This window comes from Dryocola clanedunensis (assembly GCF_038405435.1).
GTDB lineage: Bacteria > Pseudomonadota > Gammaproteobacteria > Enterobacterales > Enterobacteriaceae > Dryocola > Dryocola clanedunensis_A.
In genome coordinates, this window is the sequence record NZ_JBBYHZ010000143.1 from 1 (window position 1) to 588 (window position 588).

Sequence of the window (588 nt, forward strand, 5' to 3'; positions counted from 1 at the left end):
GCCGGCCGACCTGCGCCTGCCGGTGGGCTACGAGATCTACGGCCTGCTGCGGCTGATCGGCCGCTTCCACCAGGCGCGCGCCGATGGCCGCAGCCTGGATGACGACGAGATCCTGCGGCTGGAGCCGATGCTGACCGATTCGCTGCTGCATACCCTGCTGTGCGATCTGGAAGCGATCCGCGTGGTCCGCCGCGACGAGCAGGGCGAGTGGCTGCTGGCGCGCGACCTGGACAAGCTCACCCTGGCCGACCTGTACGAGACCACGCAGATGCGGATCCCGATCAAGGAAGCCTACCTGCCGTATCGCGACGACAGCCTGGGCACGGCCTCGGTGGACACGCTGCGCCTGCCGCTGCGCGAACTGCTCAAACGCCGCGTCAGCGATATCTATTCGACCCCCGGAGACAAACCATGACCGCCAAGCCCCTGCTGCTGGCCCTGGGCCTGCTGACGCTGGCCGCCTGCAACAAGCCCGCTGCACAGAGCGAGGCCACTGCGCCCGCCGCCCCGGCCCCGATCGATGAACCGGCTGTGCCGCCGACCGACGCGGTGCCGGCCACCGAGCGCAGGACCGTCGAACAGCCGACG

At 69.9% G+C, this 588-nt stretch carries 1 protein-coding gene; it reads left to right on the forward strand.

The genetic code is table 11. The features are described from left to right. The coding region (locus AAE045_RS23900) for a hypothetical protein (protein ID WP_455549786.1) at positions 1-415 on the forward strand (415 nt) is incomplete at its 5' end. Positions 416-588: the final 173 nt, after the last annotated feature.